The organism is Streptomyces sp. NPDC048473 (assembly GCF_043200155.1).
In the GTDB taxonomy this organism is placed as follows: Bacteria; Actinomycetota; Actinomycetes; order Streptomycetales; family Streptomycetaceae; genus Streptomyces.
On the sequence record NZ_JBICXE010000004.1, the window covers coordinates 75,702 to 94,364 of the forward strand.

At 71.0% G+C, this 18,663-nt stretch carries 21 protein-coding genes; 12 read left to right on the top strand and 9 right to left on the bottom strand.

From position 1 onward, the window contains the following. Positions 1–6: 6 nt before the first annotated feature. The 3 genes from ACGFU7_RS08825 to ACGFU7_RS08835 all read right to left on the bottom strand — a co-directional run bounded on the left by ACGFU7_RS08825 (position 7) and on the right by ACGFU7_RS08835 (position 2,681). A complete protein-coding gene (locus ACGFU7_RS08825) occupies positions 7–1,569 on the bottom strand; it encodes a DEAD/DEAH box helicase (protein ID WP_393693735.1) in 1,563 nt (520 codons plus the stop codon). 220 nt (positions 1,570–1,789) lie between these two features. After that, positions 1,790–1,993, bottom strand: coding sequence for a cold-shock protein (locus ACGFU7_RS08830; protein ID WP_073727988.1), 204 nt, complete (start codon positions 1,991–1,993; stop codon positions 1,790–1,792). Positions 1,994–2,333: 340 nt separating this feature from the next. Continuing rightward, positions 2,334–2,681: a MerR family transcriptional regulator gene (locus tag ACGFU7_RS08835; RefSeq protein WP_393693737.1), complete on the bottom strand. Its 348-nt coding sequence runs from the start codon at positions 2,679–2,681 to the stop codon at positions 2,334–2,336. Between the two features lie 584 nt (positions 2,682–3,265). On the opposite strand from ACGFU7_RS08835, the gene ACGFU7_RS08840 reads away from it, so the two are divergent. From ACGFU7_RS08840 to ACGFU7_RS08860, 5 genes are read left to right on the top strand one after another with little or no spacing between them, the layout of a single operon-like run. Then, a complete protein-coding gene (locus tag ACGFU7_RS08840; RefSeq protein WP_393693739.1) occupies positions 3,266–3,733 on the top strand; it encodes a hypothetical protein in 468 nt (155 codons plus the stop codon). Positions 3,734–3,739: 6 nt separating this feature from the next. Next, positions 3,740–4,363 (top strand): toxin, encoded by a 624-nt coding sequence (locus ACGFU7_RS08845; protein ID WP_393693741.1) that lies wholly within the window; start codon positions 3,740–3,742, stop codon positions 4,361–4,363. 42 nt (positions 4,364–4,405) lie between these two features. Next, on the top strand, positions 4,406–5,704 hold the full coding sequence (locus ACGFU7_RS08850) for an MAB_1171c family putative transporter (protein WP_393693742.1): 1,299 nt from the start codon (positions 4,406–4,408) through the stop codon (positions 5,702–5,704). Beyond that, on the top strand, positions 5,701–6,315 hold the full coding sequence (locus tag ACGFU7_RS08855; protein WP_393693744.1) for a hypothetical protein: 615 nt from the start codon (positions 5,701–5,703) through the stop codon (positions 6,313–6,315). The genes ACGFU7_RS08850 and ACGFU7_RS08855 overlap by 4 nt, the downstream gene beginning before the upstream one ends. Before the next feature lie 47 nt (positions 6,316–6,362). Beyond that, on the top strand, positions 6,363–7,211 hold the full coding sequence (locus ACGFU7_RS08860) for a GNAT family N-acetyltransferase (RefSeq protein ID WP_393693746.1): 849 nt from the start codon (positions 6,363–6,365) through the stop codon (positions 7,209–7,211). A 29-nt stretch (positions 7,212–7,240) separates the two neighbouring features. Here the strand turns inward: ACGFU7_RS08860 and ACGFU7_RS08865 are convergent, their stop codons facing one another. Together ACGFU7_RS08865 and ACGFU7_RS08870 are read right to left on the bottom strand one after the other, a co-directional pair. Continuing rightward, on the bottom strand, positions 7,241–8,947 hold the full coding sequence (locus ACGFU7_RS08865; RefSeq protein WP_393693748.1) for a SpoIIE family protein phosphatase: 1,707 nt from the start codon (positions 8,945–8,947) through the stop codon (positions 7,241–7,243). Positions 8,948–9,078: 131 nt separating this feature from the next. Then, positions 9,079–10,539, bottom strand: a complete 1,461-nt coding sequence (locus ACGFU7_RS08870) for an MFS transporter (RefSeq protein ID WP_393693750.1) — start codon at positions 10,537–10,539, stop codon at positions 9,079–9,081. A gap of 69 nt (positions 10,540–10,608) precedes the next feature. Between ACGFU7_RS08870 and ACGFU7_RS08875 the strand changes: the two genes are divergently transcribed. After that, positions 10,609–11,271 (top strand): TetR/AcrR family transcriptional regulator, encoded by a 663-nt coding sequence (locus tag ACGFU7_RS08875; protein ID WP_393693752.1) that lies wholly within the window; start codon positions 10,609–10,611, stop codon positions 11,269–11,271. Here the strand turns inward: ACGFU7_RS08875 and ACGFU7_RS08880 are convergent. Continuing rightward, positions 11,264–11,536, bottom strand: coding sequence for a DUF1876 domain-containing protein (locus ACGFU7_RS08880; protein WP_393693754.1), 273 nt, complete (start codon positions 11,534–11,536; stop codon positions 11,264–11,266). The genes ACGFU7_RS08875 and ACGFU7_RS08880 overlap by 8 nt on opposite strands. Positions 11,537–11,622: 86 nt before the next feature. Here ACGFU7_RS08880 and ACGFU7_RS08885 point away from each other — a divergent pair, with 86 nt between their 5' ends. Beyond that, a complete protein-coding gene (locus ACGFU7_RS08885; protein WP_393693756.1) occupies positions 11,623–12,084 on the top strand; it encodes a GNAT family N-acetyltransferase in 462 nt (153 codons plus the stop codon). Here the strand turns inward: ACGFU7_RS08885 and ACGFU7_RS08890 are convergent. Beyond that, positions 12,036–12,803: an alpha/beta hydrolase gene (locus ACGFU7_RS08890; RefSeq protein ID WP_393693758.1), complete on the bottom strand. Its 768-nt coding sequence runs from the start codon at positions 12,801–12,803 to the stop codon at positions 12,036–12,038. The genes ACGFU7_RS08885 and ACGFU7_RS08890 overlap by 49 nt on opposite strands. Positions 12,804–12,900: 97 nt before the next feature. Between ACGFU7_RS08890 and ACGFU7_RS08895 the strand changes: the two genes are divergently transcribed. The 3 genes from ACGFU7_RS08895 (at position 12,901) to ACGFU7_RS08905 (ending at position 15,571) form a co-directional block, all read left to right on the top strand. Next, entirely contained in the window at positions 12,901–13,386 is a 486-nt protein-coding gene (locus ACGFU7_RS08895; RefSeq protein ID WP_393693760.1) for a peroxiredoxin, read from the top strand. Between the two features lie 134 nt (positions 13,387–13,520). Further along, entirely contained in the window at positions 13,521–14,030 is a 510-nt protein-coding gene (locus tag ACGFU7_RS08900; RefSeq protein WP_393693762.1) for a hypothetical protein, read from the top strand. Between the two features lie 83 nt (positions 14,031–14,113). After that, positions 14,114–15,571: a flotillin family protein gene (locus ACGFU7_RS08905; protein ID WP_393693764.1), complete on the top strand. Its 1,458-nt coding sequence runs from the start codon at positions 14,114–14,116 to the stop codon at positions 15,569–15,571. A 79-nt stretch (positions 15,572–15,650) separates the two neighbouring features. Here ACGFU7_RS08905 and ACGFU7_RS08910 read toward each other — a convergent pair whose 3' ends face one another. Continuing rightward, on the bottom strand, positions 15,651–16,046 hold the full coding sequence (locus ACGFU7_RS08910) for a nitroreductase/quinone reductase family protein (RefSeq protein ID WP_189276765.1): 396 nt from the start codon (positions 16,044–16,046) through the stop codon (positions 15,651–15,653). Between the two features lie 193 nt (positions 16,047–16,239). Between ACGFU7_RS08910 and ACGFU7_RS08915 the strand changes: the two genes are divergently transcribed. Together ACGFU7_RS08915 and ACGFU7_RS08920 are read left to right on the top strand one after the other, a co-directional pair. Next, a complete protein-coding gene (locus ACGFU7_RS08915; protein WP_073789085.1) occupies positions 16,240–16,710 on the top strand; it encodes a cation:proton antiporter regulatory subunit in 471 nt (156 codons plus the stop codon). A gap of 2 nt (positions 16,711–16,712) precedes the next feature. Next, a complete protein-coding gene (locus ACGFU7_RS08920; protein WP_393693767.1) occupies positions 16,713–17,960 on the top strand; it encodes a cation:proton antiporter in 1,248 nt (415 codons plus the stop codon). A gap of 79 nt (positions 17,961–18,039) precedes the next feature. On the opposite strand, the gene ACGFU7_RS08925 is transcribed toward ACGFU7_RS08920, so the two are convergent. Continuing rightward, a complete protein-coding gene (locus tag ACGFU7_RS08925) occupies positions 18,040–18,594 on the bottom strand; it encodes a MarR family winged helix-turn-helix transcriptional regulator (protein WP_393693769.1) in 555 nt (184 codons plus the stop codon). Between the last annotated feature and the right edge of the window lie 69 nt (positions 18,595–18,663).

The following is an 18,663-nucleotide window of genomic DNA, read 5'->3' on the forward strand; positions in this document are numbered from 1 at the left end:
CCGGGGTCACGCGGCCCGGTTGGTACGGCGCTGCTTGGCGGCGGCGCGTGCCTCCGGCGTGGCCAGGTCCGAGCGGCGCGACTGCCCGGACCTGACGGGGCCGCCGCGTCGGCCCCGGGACGACGAGCCGCCGCTCCTGGGCCGCTCGGTCAGCGGCGCGGTGATGGTGACGGGCACCCCCGAGGGCGTCTGCGCGCCGGTGATCCGGCTCAGCTCGGCCTCGCCGGAACGGACCTGGGCGATCTGCGGGACGATTCCGGCGTCGGCCATCAGACGGGTCATCTCACGGCGCTGGCCCGGCAGCACCAGCGTGACGACGCTGCCGGACTCACCGGCGCGGGCGGTGCGGCCGCCGCGGTGCAGGTAGTCCTTGTGGTCGCTCGGCGGGTCGACGTTGACGACCAGGTCGAGGTTGTCGATGTGGATACCGCGCGCCGCGACGTTCGTGGCGACCAGCACCGTGACGTGCCCGGTCTTGAACCGGGCCAGGGTGCGGGTGCGCTGCGGCTGGGACTTGCCGCCGTGCAGCGCGGCAGCCCGCACCCCGCTGCTGAGGAGGTGGTCGGTGAGCTTGTCCACGGCGTGCTTGGTGTCCAGGAACATGATCACCCGGCCGTCGCGGGCCGCGATCTCGGTCGTGGTGGCGTACTTGTCGGCGCCCTGCACGTACAGCACATGGTGTTCCATCGTCGTCACCGCACCGGCCGCCGGGTCGACCGAGTGGACCACCGGGTCGTGCAGATAGCGGCGGACCAGCAGGTCGACGTTACGGTCCAGAGTCGCCGAGAACAGCATCCGCTGGCCCTCCGACTGCACCTGGTCGAGGAGCTCGGTGACCTGCGGCATGAAGCCCATGTCGGCCATCTGGTCGGCCTCGTCGAGGACGGTGATGGCGACCCGGTCCAGCCGGCAGTCGCCGCGCTCGATGAGGTCCTTGAGCCGGCCGGGCGTGGCGACGACGACCTCGGCCCCGCCGCGCAGTGCACTGGCCTGCCGGCCGATCGACATGCCGCCGACGACGGTGGCCATGCGCAGCTTGAGCGAGCGGGCGTACGGGGTGAGTGCGTCCGTGACCTGCTGGGCGAGCTCCCGGGTGGGGACGAGGACCAGGGCCAGCGGGCGGCGGGCGTCGGCCCGGTTGCCCGCGGTACGGGCCAGCAGGGCCAGGCCGAAGGCGAGCGTCTTGCCGGAGCCGGTCCGGCCGCGGCCCAGCACATCGCGCCCCGCCAGCGAGTTCGGCAGGGTGGCTCCCTGGATCGGGAACGGCGTGGTGACGCCCTCGGCGACGAGCGCCGCCAGCAGGGGCGCGGGCATGTCAAGGTCCGCGAAGGCCTCCGCGGCGGGCAGCGCCGGGGTGATGGTCTTCGGCAGCGCGAACTCGCCCTGCTTGGCGGCGGGCCTGCGGCCGGAACCACTGGAGCGCCGGTCGGGAGCGCCGAAACGGCCGGCTCCCTGTCCGCCCTGGCGGCCCGGGGACTGCGAGCGGAATCCGCCGCCGGAAGCGGAAGATCCGCCGGAGCGGGTGCGGGAGTATCGGTCGTTCGAGCGGGGCGTGCGATCGCGGTTCATACAGAACCCTTCCTCGATATGGCGCGTATCGAGGAATTCACTGAGCGACGAGCGGCGCAGGAATCGCAAGAACGGGCCGTTGACATACGTGTACGGAGCCCGGCTGCGAAGAATGAGCCGTACCGGACGCGGGAAAAACAACGAGCTGGGGCCCGCACCCGAAGGTGCGGGCCCCAGCTGCGCAAGTGCGTCACAGCGCGTCAGCGCCGGAGCAGCGGGATCAGGCGGGGGTGATGTTCTCCGCCTGCGGGCCCTTCTGGCCCTGCGTGACGTCGAAGTTCACCTTCTGGCCCTCCTGCAGCTCGCGGAAACCGCTGGAGGCGATGTTCGAGTAGTGGGCGAAGACGTCAGCGCCGCCGCCATCCTGCTCGATGAAGCCGAAGCCCTTTTCCGCGTTGAACCACTTGACGGTGCCAGTAGCCATGTTTTTATCTCCTTCTGGGGGCAGAGCCCGGGGAATCGCACTGTGCGAATCCCGCGTCGCCGCAATGATTACCCCATCCGGAACAAAGCGCCGGAAAATACAAAAGGGCACTCATCGACACATTAAGTCGAAGAGAGCACTTGGAGTCTTTGGGAACCACAACTGCAACTGCTTCCACAGTAGCACGGTGGAAGCGTCCGGGCGCGGCAAGTAATTACACTCCACTGGATGCGTCATAAACTCTTGTCGCACATTGCGTGGAATTCTGTGCCGGCGGCCATAGATATTCGCCCGTCCCCGGCGCCACGGGAGCCGGGGCGCGCGCCCGGACCCGTCCGCCTCAGGCGCCCGCCGCCTCACCGGATTCCGTCGTGGGCCGGCGCAGCTCCGCGTTGAGCCGCAGGGCCTCTTCGAGCTGGTCCTCCAGGATCACGATGCGGCAGGCCGCCTCGATCGGTGTGCCACCGTCGACGAGTTCACGTGCGCGGGCTGCGATGCGCAGCTGGTAGCGGGAGTAGCGGCGGTGGCCACCCTCGGACCGCAGGGGGGTGATCAGGCGGGCCTCGCCGATCGCCCGGAGGAAAGTGGGCGTGGCGCCGATCATCTCCGCGGCGCGGCCCATGGTGTAGGCGGGGTAGTCGTCGTCATCGAGCCGGTCGGTGGCGTGCGGAGGGGTTCCTGTGGGCATTTGCACCTGCCGCGTATCGCTGACTTCGTTGACCGAAAGAGAAAATCTCATTGTGCGAGCCATCGTGTCTATCATAGCCGCGACAGATTTCCCTGCTCAGGGCGGGGAAATCAGCTGCCCCGAAGCCGTGCAACCGGGTCGGCGCCCCGCCGCCGCACCCCGCCGACGCGCTCCGGATCCAGCACGTCGCAGGGTCGGCTCGGGGCGGATCCGGCACCGCAGCCCCGTGCCCCCCAACGTCCACTGACTGAGCAGTCAGTTGATGACGACCTGACCAGCAGTCATAATGTACGTGTAGCCCTTCACGCATCCCCCGTCGTGAAGGGCTACACCCATATGCGGACCATGCCCCTTTTGCCCGCAACGACTTCACGGGCAAGGGGCTCCCCTCGTGGTCCCCTGCCCGTGTTTTTTTGAGTTAACAGTGACGTAGAGTGTTTGCGCAAGTCCGCTCCCGTGCAGCTTCCCCGAACGCCTCCCACACTGAGGACGCCGCGTCAGGGTTCGTTACAGTACGAGCCCGTTGACCGAAATCGAAGACCGTGCAGCACCGGTCGGACGGGGGCGGATACGTGGGGGGCCGGATGGACAGCGGCGAGGAACGCGCGCCGGAGCTGCGGACGTTGCAGCAGAAGGTCGAGTACATGGTCGAGAAGACGTTCCCCTGCCAGAAGATCTCGGGTCGGGTCTTCGCCGACCTGGTCAAGGAGCGCGGCGGATCCCTCTCGCACAGTTACTTCTCCAACATCCTTGCCGGAAAGGTCACCCAGCCGTCCGAGGACATCCTCAAGGCGCTCGGTCTGGGCTTCGGCGTGGACTGGCGGTTCTTCAAGGAGGAGTCCGAGGTCGTCGACGATGTCGTCGCCGGTCTGCAGTTCCTCGCGAAGCGGCGTACGGGGGAGATCAGCGGAGTGGCCGGGCGCGGCCTCGGCGAGGACGGTCTCCCGCCGGAGCTGCTGCAGTTCGCGCTCGCTCTGCTGGAGGACGCCAGGGGCCGGCAGAACACGGCCGGCGGCGACGGCACCGGCGCCCATGGCGAGCCGGAGAAGTAGGTCTCCATGTCCCTGCGCGAACTACGGAAGGAGTGCGAGGCCGGGCTGGCCGACCTGCCCATACCCGCCCCCTTCTCCATCGGCGCACTGGTGGCGAACATGGAGGCGGCCCGTGACCGCACCATCGTGCTGCACGAGATGCCCGACCGGCTGGCCCGCGTCAACGCCGCCTGCGGTCTGCGGCTGAAGACCGGCGGGACCAGTTTTGTGCTCTACCGGCGCCGCCCGACCGCGTACCAGACCCAGCACGTCATCCTGCACGAGCTGTGCCACGAGTGGTTCGACCACGGCACCTCCCTCGACCCGGAGCAGCTCCGGCGGCTGCTGCCGGTCTTCGACACGTCGCTGATCACCCGGGTCCTCGGCACCGAACCCCCGCCGCAACCGCCCGCGACCGCCGTTCCCCCACCGGTGGCCGCCACGATCGCCGACGCGCTCCGCTCGGGGGACGGCACCGTGCAGGCCCGGGCGCAGTACGACACCCACGACGAACGCATGGCAGAGTTCGGCGCGTCGCTCATTCCCCGCATGGCCAGGGATGTGACGAGCGACGACATGGTGGGACGTCTGGCCAACTCCCTCTCCCGCCCCGTCGCCACCCGCCGCCGCGGCCTGTTCCGCCGCACCTGACACCGGACTTCCCCCCGCCGCCCCCACCCCGAGGATTCCGCCGTGACCCCGCTCGACCTCGCCGGCTATCTCATAGCGGCCCTGATGACGGCCGTCGCCCTCTGGCGCATGCCGGCCGCGCTGTGGGGCGACGAAGAAGACAAGCGTCGCCGGGCCCTGTGGGGCTGCTACGCAGGATTCGCCGCCGCCCTGTGGACCAAGACCCGGGCCGTGCGCATCGCGCTCAACGACAGCGCCGTCACCGACCTCGCCGTCCTGATCAAGCACTACACGGCGACGATCGCGATCCTGGCGATCCTCAGCTACATCGTCGCGATCTACGGCCAGTACCCCGACGCCGGAACCGTCCCGCGCCACGTACGGTTCGCCCGTGCCATCCAACAGGTGGCGGCCAAGGCGTCGATCGCCACGCTGATCCTGCTGACGGTGCTGTTCTTCACCGTCGTCGACCGTTCCGTGCCCTCGGACCGCTTCGTCGCCGACCACGCCGGACAGTGGGGCGCCACGCTGTACATGAGCGTGTTCTACCTCTACCTGGGTGCCGCGTCCGCCGTCTGCGCGTACCAGTGGGCGCTGGCCACCGCCGGTGCCCGGCTCCGTCATCTGCGCGTGGCCCTCGGGATGATGACCCTCGCCATGTTCATCGGGGTCGGATACACCGTCAGCCGGACCCTGTTCCTGTGGGTCAGCGTCGTCGACCGGCCGAGCGCGGCCTTCGCCCTGCAGTTCGACGAGGTCACCGAGGCCGCCCAGCTGGTGCTGTTCGCCTTCTTCGCGGTGGGTGCCTCCATCCCCGCCCTCAGCAAGGGGCGGCGGCGCGCGAAACTGTGGCGGGCCCAGGTGAAACTGCACGGCCTCTGGTACGAGTTGATGACGGCCTTCCCCGAGCAGCCCTTCGACCCCCCGGCCTCGCTGACCCGCGAACTGACCCGCTTCGACACCCCTGCGGACCTGCGCATCGACCGCTGGGCCGCCGATATCGCGGACGCCGTCGAGAAGCTGCGCCACTACGTCCCCGACACCCTGATCCCGGCAGCCAAGGCCGCCGCCGCGGACGGCACCCCGGACCGGGAGAAGGCCGGACCGCTCGCCGACGCGTACTGGATCAAGGCGGCGCTGCGGGCCAGGAACACCGGAGCGCCCGCCTCGGTCGCCGCGACGGTCGAGGCCCAGGACGCCACCGACCAGGACGGCGAGGTGGCCTGGCTGGTACGGGTGGCCGCCGCGTACCGGACGGTCACGGAGGGCCGGGCGGAACAGGTGCTGGACCACGCCATGTCCGCAGCATCCGCCGACGCCACCGGGCCGGCCCGCACACCCTCCGTGGAGGAGACCGCGTGATCCCCACCGACACCACCGGCACCACCGATGCCCCCGCATCGCCGCGCACCGGCGTCGCGCGTACCGTCACCGATGTCTTCCAGCCCCGCAACGTCCTGCTGGTCGGCATGCTCGGCATCGGCCTGGCCGCCGCCGGCCACTGGACCGGTCTGCTCTGGGGGTTCCTCGGCGCGCTGTGTGCCGGGCTCGTTCCCGCCGGGTACATCGAATGGGAGCGCGGGCGCGGCACCTGGGGCGACCGTCATGTCGTCGACCGCACCAAGCGGGCCCCGATCTTCTTCGTCATCCTCGGCTCCATAGGCGCCGGTTCGGTGGTGATGGTCCTCGGCCACGCCCCCACCGGCATCCTCGTGGCGATGCTCGCCCTCTGGGCGATGACCGTGATCCTTCTGGCCGTCAACACGGTCTGGAAGATCTCGGTGGACGCCGCGGTCGCCTCGGCCGTCGTCGCACTGCTCACCGCGGCCCACTCGCCGTGGTGGCTGCTCGCGTACGCGATGACGGCCGCCGTGTGCTGGTCGCGTGTCGCGCTCGGGTACCACTCGGTGGCACAGACGGCCGCCGGGGCGTCGCTGGGGGCCGCGACGGCGGGCGCGTTCCTGTTCGTCTGATCCGGGAGCGGGCGTTGAACCGGTCGCCCACGGGGTACAGGTGCCCCGTGCCGAACTTCGAGATCACCACCGCAAGCGCCGACGACCTCACGATGCTGGCCGAATGGGCCCACGAAGAGGGCTGGAATCCCGGCCTGACCGACCGCCACGCCTTCTTCGCCGCCGACCCGCGCGGCTTCCTGATCGGCCGGCTCGGCGGCGAGCCGGTCTCCTGCGTCTCCGTGGTCCGCTACGGCTCCGGCTTCGGCTTCCTCGGCTTCTACCTCACCCGCCCCGAGCTGCGCGGCCAGGGGTACGGCATCCAGCTCTGGCACGCCGGCATGGCGCGGCTGGACGGGCGCAACGTCGGGCTCGACGGCGTGGTGGACCAGCAGCCCAACTACCGTAAATCCGGCTTCCGTTCCGTCTGGACGAACATGCGTTACGAGGGCCTGCCGACCGCCGCCCCGACCGCCCCGCCCGGCACCGCTCTCGTCGACGCCCGCACTTTCCCCTTCGGTCAACTCGCCTCCTACGACCGCCACTTCTTCCCCGCCGACCGCGACAGCTTCCTCGCGCCGTGGATCGCCGGGTCCGCGCGCACCTCGATCGCCGCCGTCCGCGACGGGGAGCTGCGGGGCCTCGCCGTGATGCGCCCCTGCCGAACGTCGTCCCGCATCGGCCCCGTGTACGCGGAGTCGCCCGAGGTAGCAGGCGCCCTGGTCGGCGCACTCGCGGCCACCGACCCCGGCATCCCGGTCGCGATCGACGTACCCGACATCAACCCGGCGGCCGTGCACCTCGCGGAACAGCTGGGCCTCACCCCGTCGTTCGAGACCGCCCGGATGTACACGGGCCCGACACCGGACGTCGACCACACCGGACTGTTCGGCATCACCAGCCTGGAGCTGGGCTGACGGGTCGTCCCTCCCGGCGGCGGCCCGGATCAGGAGGTGGTGCGGGGGCGGGTGCGCGAGGCCAGTACGGCTACGTCGTCCTCCGCACCCGGTCCGAACCGGTCGAGGACCTCGTCCATCAGATCGTCGAGACTTCCGTTCTCGGGCAGGGTCAGCTCTCCGAGGCGGCCGACCGAGATGTCGATGTCCTCGCCGCGCCGCTCCACCAGACCGTCGGTGTACATGAACAGCACCGTGCCCGGCCCGAACTCCACCGGCATCGTCCGGTACCCGCCGACCCCGGTGCCGAGCGGCGGGCCCACCGGTACCTCGTCGCACACCCTGGTTCCCGCCTTCCCCGGGTCGATGAGCACCGGCGGCAGATGCCCGGCGCTCGCCACCTCGCACGCCCCGCCGTGCCGGTCGACGACGGCCAGCAGACAGGTCGCCGCCCGGTCCAGTCCGGACCGTTCGACCATCCGGTCCAGCTGTTCCAGGATGCGGTGCGGCGGCAGCTCGTCGTCGGTGAACATCCGCAGCAGCGAGCGGTAGTGGCTCATGGCGACCGCCGCCTCCACCCCGTGGCCCATCACATCGCCCATCGCCTTCAGATGCCGTCCGTCCCTCAGCGGGATGACGTCGAACCAGTCGCCGCCGACCATCACGCTCCGGTCGGCCGGCAGATAGCGGGTGGCGATCTCGATGTGCGGGTGCGGCGGGCGCGGCTCGGACAGCAGGGAGCGCTGCAGCTCCAGGGCGATGGTGTGCTCGTGGGCGTACCGGCGGGCGTGGTCGAGATCGACGGCGGCCCGGCCGGCGAGTTCCCGGGCGACCACCACGTCCTCGTCCGTGAAGACCGGTGAGTCCCCCGCCCGGATCAGGCCGAGGACGCCGAGCGGACGGCCGCGTACGGCGACGGGCACGATGACCGCCGAATGCATCCCGAGGGCGCGGTAGGCGGCGACCCGTTCGGGGGTGGGGGCGGAGCGGCTGAGCTGTTCGTCGGAGGTGAGGTTCTCCACGACCGGTTGGTTGGCCGCCAGACAGCGCTGTACGGCCGCGCCCTCCTGGTAGTCGACGTACTGGCCGGTCAGCCCGAACCCCGGCAACTCCTCGCGCAGCCCGGCCACCGCTCTCAGCGCCGCCCTGCGCAGCCGCAGCACACCGGCGGGTGCGGGGCGTACCGGGGCGGCTACGTCGGGCGGGAACACCTCGACCGTGGCGAGGTCCGCCAGCCCCGGCACGACGAGGTCGGCAAGTTCCGCGCAGGTGGTGTCCATGTCGAGCGTGGTACCGATCCTGGCGGCCGCGGTGTCGAGCATGGTCAGATGCCGCCGGGCCTGCTCCAGCTCGCGCCGCCCCCTGTCCGAGGCCATGACCTCCAGCACGATCCCGGCCAGGCCCACGATCCGCCCGCCGGCCTCCAGCCGGTGGTACGCCCCGTGCCAGTACCGCCGGACCGAGCCCGCCGCGGCGGCGGTGACTCCGCTGGACGTGATCCTGCGGGGCTTCCCGTCGGCGAGCACGGCTCGCATCATGTCCTCGCCCGCGTCGACTCCCGGGAGGACCTCGGAGACGGTGCGTCCGAGGTGCGCGGCGGCCGGAATGCCGTTGAGCCGTTCGAGGGCCGGGTTGACGTACAGATAGCGCAGCCCCGTGTCGAGCACGCCCACCCCGGCCATGGTGCCGGCGACCAGGGCCGCCAGGGCCGCGGGGTCGAACGGCACCGCGCCGTCGGCGTACGCATCGGCCTGCACGTCAACCTCCTGGGGGCGGGCACGGACCTCCCGCTGCCCGGCCCTCCATCGTCGGCCGCCCGCCCCCGCCGCGCATCCGCAGCCGGGCCCCGTCATGTCCTCATCCGCCGGACGGGACCGGGTTTCCCCCTTCAGTGCACGTGCGGCCCTCCGGTCGCCTCCGGCTTCCCGCGGGGCACCAGCACCCCGGCGACGACCGCGCACACCCCCGCCGCCGCCGCGCACACCGTGAACGCGTCCGCGAATCCGCTCACCGAGCCCGCCGTCCCCTCGATGCCCGCCGCGGCCACCGTGGACACGACCGCCACCCCGATCGACCCGCCCACCTCGTGGAACGTGTTGACGACCCCCGAGGCCAGCCCCGCCTCCTGGTGCGTGACCATCCCCAGCGCGGTGGCCGTGGCCGTGACGAAGACCGCCCCGAGTCCGAACGCGGCCACCGCAAGACCGGGCAGCAGCCCCCCGTACACGCTGCTGTCCGCTCCGACCCGGGTCAGCGGCAGACAGCCCCCGGCCGCGATCACCATTCCGCCCACCGCCGTCGCCCGGCTGCCGACCGTCCCGACCAGCCGCGACCCGATGTGCGCACCTGCCCCGACCGCCACGGCCACCGGCAGGAACACCAGCCCCGTGCGCATCGGGCCGAACCCGCGCCCGTGCTGCAGAAAGACCGACCCGAGGAAGAAGAACGCGATCAGCAGCGCGGTGGCGAGCAGCATCAGGAACGCCCCCGCGAGCACCGGCCGCCGGGTGAACATCCGCAGGTCCATCAGCGGCTCCCGGGCCACCCGCTCGACCGCCGCGAACCCCGCGTACAGCACCGCCGCGCCCACGACCGGAACCAGCGTCCCGGCCGCGCCCCATCCGGAGTCCCCCGCCGCGACCAGCCCGTAGATCAGCGATCCGGTGCCGGCCGTGACGAGCAGCGCCCCGGCCACATCCAGCCGCCCGGCCGACGGCAGCCCGGGCCGCGCGGGTACGAAGGCGGGCACCGCCGCCAGCAGCGCGACCCCGACCGGCACATTGACGTAGAACACCCACTGCCACCCGGGCCCGCTCGTCAGCGCGCCGCCGGCCAGCACGCCGATCGCCGATCCGGTGCCGCCGATCATGGCCCACACGCCCAGTGCCTTGTTGCGTTCCTTGCCGTGGAACGACGTGGTGACGAGCGACAGCGCCGCGGGCGACAGCAGCGCCGCCCCCACCCCCTGGGCGATACGGCCCCCGATCAGCGTCGTCCCGCTGCCGGCCAGACCGGAGACCAGCGAGGCGGCGGTGAAGACGACCAGCCCGGCGAGCAGGGTGCGCCGCGCCCCCAGCGCGTCCGCGAGCCGCCCGCCGAGCAGCATCAGTCCGGCGAAGCACAGCGTGTACGCGGTGACGACCCAGGTCAGCGCGGTACGGCCGAGGTCCAGGTCGACGGCCATGTCGGGCAGCGCGACGTTCACGACGGTCACGTCGAGCACGAGCATGAACTGCGCGACACAGATGAGCGTGAGCATCACCCACCGGCGTGGATCAGCGGGTGGATGGTCATGAGCACGGTCGGCCGGATGGGCCGAATGGGCCGGATGCAGAGCGTCGTGAGTCATGAACTGAACTGTACGGCTCAGTTCATATGAACTCAACTGTTCAGTTCAGCTCGCTGCTAGCATCTCCCCATGAACGCGAAACCGCCGCCTGCAGGTCCCCGCGCCGAAGCCAAGCGGCAGGCCATCGTCAAGGCCGCCCGCGAGGCCTTCCTGCGTGAGGGTTTCGGCGTCGGCATGGACGCCATCGCCGCCGAGGCAGGCGTGTCGAAAGTGACCGTCTACAACCACTTCGGCAGCAAGGAAGCGCTGTTCACCGCCGTCATCACGGGCGCACTCGACGAGCCCCTCGGCGGCCCGTCCACCACGGCGCTCGCCTCTCTCCCCGACGCCGCCGACCTCCGTACGGCCTTCCTCGACACGGCCCGCGCCTGGGTCTCAGCCGTACGCGGCAACGCCGATGTCATCGCCCTGCGCAATCTCGTCGCCGCCGAACTCCACCGCTTCCCGGAACTCGCGAACGCATGGCAGCATCACGGCCCCGCGGGCCATCACCCGGCCGTGGCCGACGCCCTGCGCAGCCTCGCGGAACGGGGCCGGCTGGACATCCCCGACCTCGAAACGGCGATCATTCAGCTCTACGCGCTACTCGTCTTCCCTCACATGGTCTTCAGCTCGTACGGGACAGCCATCGACGACGCCACCACGGACTGTCTGATCACGAGCGGCGTCGACATGTTCCTGGGCCACTACGCCCCCAAGGGCCCGCGGCTCGCGGGCGGAGGCTTCAGGTGAGCGGGTGCGATGTCCGGCCGGACGCCTCGTCGATCTCGTCGTGCGCCTTTGTCAGCATCTTCATCGCCAGCTCATTGAGTGCTCTGGCTCCCGCGATCTCCTCGCCGACCCTCGGCTGTTCCTTGTCGGAGGGGTGACGGCTCGCATATCCATGGGCCCGCACCTCGTTGCCGTCCGGAAGCCGCACCAGGGCGGCCGCGCGGGTGCGGTGGGTGTCCTCCTCGAATTCCATGTCCACATGCCATCCGACAGTCGTCTTCGTCATGACGATCACCTCCCTACCAGGGTGCGCCCGTTCCCCTGCCCCTGCACCACGGCACCACCCCCACCACCCGCTATAGGCTCCGCGGCATGAGCGTCGAGGTAGAGATCGTCCACGAGGCGACTCCGGAGATCGTGGCCGCCTTCGGCCGGCTGTTGCCCCAACTGTCCTCGACCGCCCGGCCACTGGATCATCAGGCGGTCGACCGGCTGGTGCGGTGCGAGACGAACACGGTGCTCGTCGCCCGTACCGCGGGCGGTGTCGTCGGAACGCTGACGCTGCTCCTGCTTCCCGTGCCGACCGGGCTGCGTGCCCGTATCGAAGATGTCGTCGTCGACACCGAGGCACGCGGGCAGGGAATCGCGGCCCTGCTGACGCAGGAGGCACTGGCACTGGCCCGGGAGGCGGGCGCGCGGACCGTCGACCTCACCTCCCGGCCGGACCGCGCCGCCGCGAACCGGCTGTACGAGCGTCTGGGCTTCCGGGCCAGGGAGTCGACGGTCTACCGATTCCCGGTGGAGGGCCCGGAACGGCGCCCGGTCCAGGCGTAGTCCGGCCGGTCGAGGTCCAGCCTGTCGAGGTCGAGGATCCCTCGCGTCGCCGGAGCGTCCGAGGGGAGCCGGAGTGCCGTCGCGATCGCCTCGGGGAGCGGGGCCAGGCCCAGCAGGCCGGTGGCGATCCGGGTCGTCAGCCTGTGCCAGGTCCGGGCGCGCCCGAGCATCGCGTGGTCGCTGCGGCGGATCGCGACCAGGCAGGCGTGGGCACCGGAGCGGCGGGCACGGGTGGCGAAGGACCGGGATGCCCGGGGGCTCGTGATGCGGTCGCGGGTGCTGTGCAGCAGGACGACGTCACGGCCCGCGAGTTGGGTGACCGGATCGTCGGCCGGACACCACGGGGCGAGGCCCACCACCCCGCGTACCAGTGGATGACCGGCGGCGCGGAGGGCGGCGCGGGCGCCCATCGAGTGGCCGACCAGGACCACCGGGATCTCGCCGGCCTCGCGGCGCAGGGCGTCGAGAGCGCGTACGGCGTCGTGGAAGGGGTCCTCCCGCGGGCCGTTCCAGCCGCGGTGGGTGTAGCGGGCGGCGCGTACGAGAACGCCCGTGGCGCCGTCGCCCGTTGCCGCGGCGATGGCCCGCGCGAACGGGCGCATCCGTACGGCGGGCAGGTTCAGCGGGCCGGGCAGGGGCGGACCCAGGCCCGTCTCCGCGCCGCCGTGCAACAGGAGCACGGCGGCGGACGGGTGGACGGCGGACGGCGGTTCTGTCATACGTGCCTCCTGGTGCGGGGAGCCGGACCCGTAACGAGCATGCTGTACGGAGCGCGGACCGGAAGACTTCCGCAGCACCGACCACGGAGGAACCGACATGGGATCGTCACCACAACTCGGCCGTACCGCACCGGACTTCACATTGCCGGGCGGTGCGCTCACCGGCGAGACGTTCGAGCGCCGCGACTACACCCTCTCCGCCGCACGCGGCCGCGCCGTGGTCCTCGCGTTCTACCCGGGCGACAACACGGCCGTGTGCACCAAGCAGCTCTGCTCGTACTCCTCGGGCATGGAGGCCTTCGGCGAGCTCGACGCGGAGGTCTGGGGAATCAGTCCACAGGGTGTGGACAGCCATGAGTCGTTCGCCCGCGCCCACGGGCTGCGGATGCCGCTGCTCGCGGACGCCGGCCGGGAGATCGTCCGGGCGTACGGAGTCGCGGCGCCCGGGATCGGGGTGCGCCGCGCGGTCTTCCTCATCGGGCCCGACGGCGTACTGCGCTGGAAGCATGTCGCGCTGCTCGGAGTCACGTTCCAGTCGCTGGACACGCTGAGCGAACAACTGTCCGGCATCAAAAACGCGTAAAAGATTGCCGGAACCCGGCAGCATCCGCCGCCGGGTGTGTATGGGATCATCCAGCCAGTTCGACGGAAATGTTCGACGGAAGTGTTCGGGGGAGACATGTTCGGGGGATTTCGGGGACCGGGGAGGGTGATCACGTGACCTTGTTTCTCGGTCTCGGCATTGCGGGAATCGTCCTGCTCGCCCTGTCCCTGATCTTCGACGGCATCCTCGAAGGTCTCTTCGGAGGCGTACTGGACGGCCTCTTCGACGGCCTCCTGTCCCTTCCCGTCATCGCCGGATTCCTCTCGATGCTCGGCTTCGGCGGCGCGATCGTGCTCGGCACCACCGGCGCCGGTACGGTCGCCGCAACCGCCGCCGGAGCGCTGGCCGGCATCGTCGCGGCCTGGCTGACCTGGAAGTTCAGCCAGGCCCTGATGCGGGACCAGACCAGCACCACACCGCGCGGCGACGATCTCGTCGGCACGTCCGGGTCGGTCGTCACGGCCATCCCGTCCGACGGCTACGGCGAGGTCCTGGTGCAACTCGCGGGCCAGCCCGTGAAATTGGCGGCGAAGAGCCCGGTGCCGATCGAACGCGGCGCCGAGATCTGGGTGGAGGCCGCACTGTCGACCACCTCGGTCGCGGTCCGCCCCGTCGAGCGCTGACCACCGCCCGAGCCGATACACCGCCCGGAACACCGCCCGAAAACAAGCTGCCGTCCCCGCAGGGAGGCAGGGGGGACACTCTTATGAGCCCAGTCGTGATCGCAGTCATCGGAGTCGTCGTACTCCTGGTGCTGCTCGCCCTCGTCGTCATCACCCGCTACAAGGTCGCCGGGCCCAGCGAGGCGTTCATCATCACCGGACGCCGCGGCAAGAAGTCGACCGACCCGGTGACCGGCCGCACCAGCATCGACAACAGCGGCCAGAAGGTCGTCGTCGGCGGCGGAGTCTTCGTCGTCCCGTTCGTCCAGCAGAAGTTCACCCTGGACCTGTCCAGCCGGCACATCCCGGTGGCCGTGCGCGGAGCCGTCACCCTGCGCGGTGTGAAGTCCCACCTCGAAGGCGTCGCGATCGTCAAGGTCGGCGGCAGCGAGGAAGCGATCCGGGCCGCGGCCCAGCGATTCCTCCAGCAGCAGGACGGCATCGTCGGCTTCACCCAGGAAGTGCTCTCCGGCGCGCTGCGCGCCATCGTCGGCCGGATGTCGGTCGAGGACATCATCCGCGACCGTGCCGCGTTCGCCGGCCAGGTCGCGGAGGAGGCCGAGGCCAGCCTCTCCGGGCAGGGCCTGATCCTGGACGCCTTCCAGATCCAGGACATCACCACCGAGGGCTCCTACCTCGAAGACCTCGGCCGCCCCGAGGCCGCCCGCGCCAAGCAGGAGGCGGACATCGCCGAGGCGATCGCCAGGCGCGCCTCCGAGCAGGCCCGGCTCAAGGCCGCCGAGGAGATCGCGATCGCCGAGCGGACCTTCTACCTCAAGCAGGCCGAGATCAAGGCCGAGACGGAAGCCGCCGCGGCCAAGGCCAACGCGGCGGGCCCGCTCGCAGAGGCGGCCCGTCAGCAGGAAGTCCTCGCGGAGCAGGAGAAGGTCGCCCAGCGCCAGGCCGCGCTGACCGACCGCGAACTCGACACCAAGGTCCGCAAGCCCGCCGACGCCGCCCGCTACCAGGCCGAGCAGGAGGCCGAGGCCCGCCGGATCGCCCAGGTCAAGGAGGCCGAGGCGGACGCCGAGCGCTCCAGGCTGACCGGTCAGGGCGAGAAGCTGCACCGCTCGGCCCTCGCCGACGCCGTACGCATCGAGGGCGAGGCGGAAGCCGCGGCCATCGCGGCCAAGGGTGCGGCCGAGGCCGAGGCCATGCAGAAGAAGGCGGACGCCTTCGCCCGGTACGGCGACGCGGCCGTGCTCCAGATGCTGGTCGAGGTGCTGCCGCAGGTCGTCGCCAAGGCGTCCGAGCCGCTGAGCGCCATCGACAAGATGACCGTGATCTCGACGGACGGCGCGAGCCGGCTGTCGCGTACGGTCACGGACAACGTCGCCCAGGGCATGGAACTCCTCAGCTCCACCACGGGAGTCGACCTGGCGGCCCTGCTGAAGAACCTCAAGGGCGGCGCGGCTGCCGCCACTTCGGCCGGTCAGCCCGACCGGGGCCCTGACCCGGCCCCCGTCGCATCCGCCAACGGGAAGATCGACATCACCGACTGATCCGGCCCGCAACCCGCCCGTGCCCGGCCGGCACCGCACCGGCCGGGCACGCGCACGTCCGGACCGGTGGAGTCCGGCGTCAGTCCGCCAGATCCACCCGCACCGTCAACAGGTTCGTCCCCAGCGCCCGCACCACGGCGCTGTTGTACCGCGGCAGCCTCTTCAGCCGGGCGCGGGCGTCGTCCTCGGGCAGGGGGTGGGCGGTGCCGGTGTGCCACTGACCCTTGATGCGGACCCGGACCCGGGGGTCGGCCTGGATGTTACGGACGTACTGCGACTTCTCGCCGTACTCCGAGACCAGCCAGAACTCCTGGCCCACACGGCTGCCGCCGACCGGGGTGCGGCGCGGGAGGCCGGAGGTGCGGCCCGTCGTCTCCAGGAGGGTCTGCGACCGCGACTGTCTGGCGAGCGGGTTGACGACATGCCGCTGGAACGACGTGACCGCCCGGAACTTGAGCTCTCGACTGCGCGACATTCCCGCCCCTTCCGCCGGTTGCTGCGGTCGCCCGGAAGGTGACCTCGGCCACGCCCGGCCCGGGCGAGTTTAGTCGTGGGCCCCGCCCCGCGCCCGTACACCGGAGGCGGCGGGAGCCTCCGGATAAGGTAATGCGTAGCTAAAGAGATCACCAAGTGCGTCAATGCACCGCCGTACCTCTCGGGAGGAAGCCATGGGAACCCACCGCACCACGCTGCCCGGAGTCGGTGTGCAGTACGACTACACGACCGAGTCGGGACAGCACATCTCCGTCGTCGTCCACCACGACGGGCGGCGGTTCATCGGCTTCTACGACCAGGACGATCCTGATTCGTGCCGGCTCTCGGTACCCCTGACACCGCAGGAGGCCACCGGCCTGGCGCACCTCATCGACGCCGCGCCGATCGACGCCGTACGGACCGAGGGGATCGATCTCGTCACCGAGCACATACCTCTCGGGACTCGCTCCCCGTACGGCGGGCGGCTGCTCGGGGACACACGGGCGCGGACGCGGACGGGGGCCTCGATCGTGGCCGTGCTGCGGACGCACAGTGCGCATCCGTCGCCCGGGCCGGACTTCCGGCTGGCCATCGGGGACACGCTCGTTGTCGTGGGTACGCGTGAGGGCGTCGACGCGCTCTCCGAGATCATTGCGGAGGGCTGACCGTGCACGACACGACCGCGCTGCTGGTGGAGCTCGGCTCCGTCATTCTGGGCCTCGGAATCATCGGACGGTTCGCCGGGCGAATAGGACTCTCGCCGATCCCTCTGTATCTGCTGGCGGGGCTCGCCTTCGGGGAGGGCGGGCTGCTGCCGCTGGGGGCCAGTGAGGAATTCACCGCTGTCGGCGCCGAGATCGGCGTCATTCTGCTGCTGCTCCTGCTCGGTCTCGAGTACAGCGCCTCGGAGCTGGTGACCAGTCTCAAGACGCAATATCCGTCCGGGGCAGTCGACTTCGTGCTCAATGCGACGCCGGGAGCCGTCGCCGCACTGCTGCTCGGGTGGGGGCCCGTGGGGGCCGTCGCGCTGGCCGGGGTCACCTGGATCTCGTCGTCCGGGGTGATCGCGAAGGTGCTCACCGATCTGGGGCGGCTGGGGAACCGGGAGACGCCCGTCATCCTCGGTGTTCTGGTCATCGAGGACCTGTCGATGGCCGTGTATCTGCCGCTGCTCACCGCGATGCTCGCGGGCGTGGGCTTCGCCGGGGGCAGCGTCGCACTGCTCATCGCGCTCGGCACCGTCGGGTTCGTGCTCTATCTGGCGCTGCGGCACGGGCGGCTGATCAGCCGGGCCGTGTCCTCCGACAATCCGGAGATGCTGCTCCTGGTGGTGCTCGGGCTGACCGTCCTGGTGGCCGGTGTGGCACAGGAGTTGCAGGTCTCCGCGGCCGTCGGGGCGTTCCTGGTCGGGATCGCGCTCTCGGGCGAGGTCGCCGAGGGGGCGCGCAAGCTGCTGACGCCGCTGCGGGATCTGTTCGCCGCCGTGTTCTTCGTGTTCTTCGGACTCTCCACCGATCCGGCCGAGATCCCGCCGGTGCTGCTTCCGGCGGCGCTGCTGGCCGTCGTCACCGTCCTCACCAAGATCGGCACCGGATGGTACGCGGCCCGGCGGGCCGGGATCGGTTCGCGCGGGCGGTGGCGGGCCGGCGGAACGCTCGTCGCACGCGGTGAGTTCTCCATCGTCATCGCCGGTCTGGCCGTGGCGACCGAGCCCCGTATCGGGCCCATCGCCACCGCGTACGTCCTCATCCTCGTCATCGTCGGACCGCTCACCGCCCGCTGGACCCAGCCGGCCGTGGCCAGGATCCAGGCGTGGCGGGGCCAAAACGGCAAGGGCGGGACGGGGGGCGGCGACGTTCCGGCGGCCCGTCCGGCGCCCGCCGCGCGGGAGGAGTTCGTCTCCTCCGCCGACTGAGGCCGGACGTCGTGGTGGGCGGGGAGGTCAGAAGTCGTGGTGGGCGGGGGGGGGCCGGACGTCGCGGTGGGCGGAGAGGTCAGAAGTCGTGGTGGGCGGGGAGGTCGGACGTCCAGCCCAGCGGGTACGCGTCCGAGCCGCCCCCCGGCACGGACGGTTCGCCGCCCGCCACGGTGAACGCGGTCAGCGCGTCGATCAGGGCGGTGCGCTGCTCCGGGGCGAGGCGTTCGACGATGGCGGCGACCTCCCTGCGGCGGGCCGCCGTGACGTCCTCGACCAGCCTGCGGCCCTCGGAGGTCACCCGCAGTACCGTCTCGCGGCGGTTGGCGGGGTTCACCTCCCGCTCCGCGAGACCGGCGGCGATCAGCCGGTCCAGCATGCGCATCGCGGTCGACGGGTTCACCCCGAGCCGTTCGGCGAGCGTCACCAGCTTGGCGTTCTTGTTCGTGGACAGCACGACAAGGAGCCGGAACTGGGGCAGCGTCACCCTGTCCTCCACCGCCGCCAGTGAACGTGCGGATACGGCGACCAGCAGCCTGGAAGCCGTCAGTACGGCGCGCGTCACCTCATCGACATCATCGTCCCCGCACCGGTCCGGCGGTCGGTCCTCACATGTCTGTTCGTCCGCGGCCATGCCTCTTTGTACCGTGCCGGCCGGAGGGACTCGAATCGGTACCGGCTCCGGGCCCGGTCGATGCGCCTG